The 3,779-nt window shown below is 55.5% G+C and carries 7 protein-coding genes; 1 reads left to right on the forward strand and 6 read right to left on the reverse strand.

The features are described 5' to 3' along the window. From KH208_RS15325 to KH208_RS15350, 6 genes are all read right to left on the reverse strand, one after another. Window positions 1-689 (reverse strand): DUF935 family protein (locus tag KH208_RS15325; protein ID WP_291437742.1); only part of this gene is annotated, 689 nt, incomplete at its 3' end. 2 nt (window positions 690-691) lie between these two features. Further along, window positions 692-1,672, reverse strand: a complete 981-nt coding sequence (gene terL / locus KH208_RS15330) for a phage terminase large subunit (protein WP_291437750.1) — start codon at window positions 1,670-1,672, stop codon at window positions 692-694. Beyond that, a complete protein-coding gene (locus KH208_RS15335; protein WP_367114973.1) occupies window positions 1,663-2,127 on the reverse strand; it encodes a DNA-binding protein in 465 nt (154 codons plus the stop codon). Before KH208_RS15335 ends, terL begins: the two co-directional genes overlap by 10 nt. Beyond that, window positions 2,081-2,326 carry an HTH domain-containing protein gene (locus KH208_RS15340; protein ID WP_291437744.1) on the reverse strand — a complete coding sequence of 82 codons (246 nt, stop codon included), beginning with the start codon at window positions 2,324-2,326 and terminating at the stop codon, window positions 2,081-2,083. Before KH208_RS15340 ends, KH208_RS15335 begins: the two co-directional genes overlap by 47 nt. Then, a complete protein-coding gene (locus tag KH208_RS15345) occupies window positions 2,323-2,748 on the reverse strand; it encodes a hypothetical protein (RefSeq protein WP_291437746.1) in 426 nt (141 codons plus the stop codon). The genes KH208_RS15340 and KH208_RS15345 overlap by 4 nt, the downstream gene beginning before the upstream one ends. A 7-nt stretch (window positions 2,749-2,755) precedes the next feature. Next, window positions 2,756-2,941, reverse strand: coding sequence for a hypothetical protein (locus KH208_RS15350; protein ID WP_291437747.1), 186 nt, complete (start codon window positions 2,939-2,941; stop codon window positions 2,756-2,758). 240 nt (window positions 2,942-3,181) lie between these two features. Between KH208_RS15350 and KH208_RS15355 the strand changes: the two genes are divergently transcribed. Then, on the forward strand, window positions 3,182-3,779 hold a 598-nt coding region (locus KH208_RS15355), incomplete at its 3' end, for a S24 family peptidase (RefSeq protein ID WP_291437749.1).

Consider the following 3,779-nt stretch of genomic DNA (forward strand, 5'->3'; position numbering starts at 1 on the left):
GCTTCCAGCATTTGCCGTTCACAGCGCAGGTCGATGATTTGCGCCATGATCTCGTCACGCCGTTCATGGTCATACGGCTCATCAGTCCCGAGTTGGATATGCACCAGCCAACCACAGGGCCACAGCTCCGCGCCGTCCGCGCTGCCGTCGCGCAGCCGCAGGGCGTTACGGTCGGCAATCAGAGTCTGGAACCAGGACTGCGGGCGGAAGGTCAGCGCCGCCGGGATGTGCAGGCCGTCGCTGTAATCCCACTGGATTTCCAGAGCCGCGAATCCGTGGCCGATGGCGTCGGCCATGTCCGTGAGCACGTCTTCAATGCTGGGCAGCATGTCCACAAATTCCCGGACCTTGGCGGCCACGTCCTTTGCTTTGGCGTCTTTGGATGCGGGGATTATATCCCACTCCAAAGTCAGCAGCGCCCGTTTACGCTTGCCCATCTCCGCCGCAAGGTGATCACAGCGATCTTCCATGTCGGCAAAGAGCGCATGCTGCTCTGCGATATTGCCCGCGTCCGCGTCGGCCAGGATGCGGCGCAGACGGTTGGGCGTAAGGCCGTGGGTCAGATTCGGCATCTGCTCCAGATAGAGCAGCGAGGCGTTCAGGTCGCTGTCCTGGCTCTGCTGCTGGCCTTTGAGGACTTCCGGGCGCGGACGGGCGCTTCGGTTGTAGCGGGGACGGCGTATCATCATGGTTAATTCCAGCTCTGGCCCCCAGCGGGGCCGTTAAAGTCATCGTCATCATCAGTGCCAAGAGCGCCGCCAAATATGCCGGATGTTCGCGGCACGCGGATAAAAGCGTCCCGCAGGCTTACAAAGCCTTGGATGGCCGTGCGCCAGAGCATTTCAAGGGCGTCCGGGCCGTCGTCGTGGTCCGCCATAGGAAAGTGGCGCAACTGATCCTCCAGGGCGCTGGCCCCGCTGGGCGGCAGCAGGATGCGGTTTTGGATGCAATAGGGTTGCAGACTTTCAATACGCAGTTGTTTGTCCGTGCTGTTGATGACGGGTTGCACGGGCATGGGCACGTTCAGCCGGGCCGCCTCGCGCACCAGCACGTCCGCGAAAAAAGCCTGAAACTGCACGGTTTCCACGGCCCAGATCAGGCAGTTATAACGCCGTTGCAGGGCAATCATGTCCTGGATGATGCGGTCAGGGTGGCGCTTGCGGATCAGGGCTTCCAGGACATAGAGGCGCATGCTTTCGCGCTCCAGGCCGCCCACCAGCAGCGCCGATGGATCGCGCCCCTGTCCGGCCTTGCCCAGAGAGGGATCACAGGCCCCGAACAGCAGTAGTTCCGACGGCAATTCCCGCCAGTAAAAAATGGCTGCGGCAAAGGGTGCGGCATCCGTGGCCAGCGGATCATTTTGCTGTTCCGCGTCAAAGGCCGCGCGATCTTCCGCGCGTTTGCACATCAAGGTATAGAGCGGACGGAACGTGGGCCAACTGACCACGACCCCTTTGTCCATGTCCGCTTTGCGCGCGTCATAAAAAGCGCGGGCCAGCTCCGGGCCATCAGGCCGCTGGGCATAGAGCGCAAACCACTGATCCCAGAGGTCCATGCGGGAGGGCATTTCTTTCACAGCCTTGAAAACGCGTCCGTGCCATTGCGGCTTCTTAAGGGTGCGGGCCAGGACGCTGTCGTAATGCAGGATGGTGCCGATATAGATCACGTCCATGCTGTCATCAGCCGGGCCAAGAGACAGCACCGTGCGCAGCAGCCAGGACTCCAGCTTGTCGCGCTGTTCGGGCTTGCGTACGTTTTCGTTATTTTCCAGGTCATCCAGCAGCACAAGGTCCGGGCGGTGGGGGCCATGGCGCAGGCCACGCATGCGTTTATGGCGCAACTGTCCGCCTCTTGTGTGGCGTATTGCTGCCGCAACAGGCCCGAGGCTATGAGTTCGCGGGTTTCCTTGGGTGTGCTAGATGCTCCCCATCGTTTACCTCCGCCGCGTCCTCTCTTTTGAACAAACAGCCATCCTTCTCGCTTAGCACGGAGCTGAACGGCCCGCTCTGTAATCCCAAGGAGCTGAGCCAGTTCGCGTGTGGTATAAAACTCTTCTAGAGCAGACACAGGCTCTTCCTTCCTAACCAGCATTATGCGGGTCACATAAATATTCTTCCGCCGCACCATTTTCCCGAAGCCAACCAAGGACTATAGGGCTGTGAATTTTTCCCGCTAAGGTACTGTAAACGGCTTGACTGGACACACCCAATTCACGTGCCAGAGCAGCTCCCGACAAACCTTTATTGTCCATCACCTCTTGTAAACGACGGCGATATTTGGAGCGCTCCGCCCCAAGGGCCATTCGTTGGGCAAATGTCAGGCTCATAGTTCATCCTCCAATTTGCGGAGCCGTTTTCTCATTTTCTTCTGCTCAATTAATGTGCGACCGTATTCGCAGACTTTGCGATCTTCCGCTGTCATCACGTCCAGCCCCACGCTTCGCAGCATCGCCCGCAACGGAGCCGAATCATTGGTAGCCAAACAAAAGGCCAGCACGGCAAGGATGGATGGAGGATGGCTCTCATCCGAAGGAGACAACCATTTATCCAAGGTATCCTTGCTGATGGCTCTGGTGTTGCCCGCCGTCAGCCGTACCCCGCTGGCACTGGCCACAGCGTTAATCTTGTCCGGCAGAGCCTTGCGACCTTCCCCCTCCGGCGCGCCTGCCACCGCGCGCATGGCCGCCTTAATGGCGGGCATGGCGCTGGCAAGCGGGGCGCAGTGATCAAAGAGAGAGGCTTGGCGCATGGCGGGCCTACAATTTTTTGAGGGCGCGGCGCAGGCGTCCCACCTCTCCGAGGGAGAGGTCCACCACGAGGTTCATCACAACGCGATCACCAACATCATAGCGCCCACCTGCTTCTCGCAAAGCGTCAAGCACAGATTTCAGGATATTACGCACAACAGCGCACTGATCATCAGTGAGAGGGATGTTCTGCATGCTTGCCTCCGCTTGTCCAAATCCGGCTGAGCCGTGGACGTTGACGTTTAGCTTGCAGGCCGTTAGTTTGATTCCAGCTAGAAAAACCAATTGCCCGTGCTTTCTTTTTAGTTAAATTGAAAGCTGATTGCAAGCTAAAAATCGTTTCGGAATTTATTTTTACCGAATTTATTTTTAACTATAAGCAATCATTTGCATTCTGCATTACGGGACGTTTCGATCTTGTTTTCGGAGTTCTCAATGGAAAATGCGAAGTCTTTTGAGCAGCGGCTTGCCCGGATCATGAAGGCTGCAAATATAAGTAAGGAAGCGGAATTAGCTAAGATTCTTGATATTAATCAGTCATCTGTAGCTGCCGCTAGAAAACGTCAGCAATTACCACCGGGGTGGATTGAAAAAATAGCTGAGAAATTTAGAATAAATGCAAACTGGTTGTTTTTTGGTGAAGGTGAAATGCATCTTGATCAAAAATCAAATAATTCACTTTTAGCTAGTTGCTGTGACGTTGATTTAAGGCTTATTCCGCTGGTGGAGGCGCGTTTATCTGCTGGGCAGGGGAGCCTTGAAGTAGAAAGGAATAGTGATCGCTCTTACGCATTTCGGATGGATTTTCTGCTACGGAAGGGGAACCCAGAATCTATGGTATTGATGCGCGTAGCTGGCGATAGCATGCAGCCGGAGATAATGGACAATGACGTTGTACTCATTGACCAGAGTAAAAAGGATATAATTCCAGGGAAAATATTTGCAGTTGGTTTTGACGACGCTATTTATCTGAAAAGAATAGACAAGCAACCTGGAAAGGTAATCCTCAAAAGCGTTAATGAGGAAGCCTACC

The sequence above is a fragment of the Desulfovibrio sp. genome (genome assembly GCF_018379785.1).
In the GTDB taxonomy this organism is placed as follows: Bacteria; Desulfobacterota; Desulfovibrionia; order Desulfovibrionales; family Desulfovibrionaceae; genus Desulfovibrio.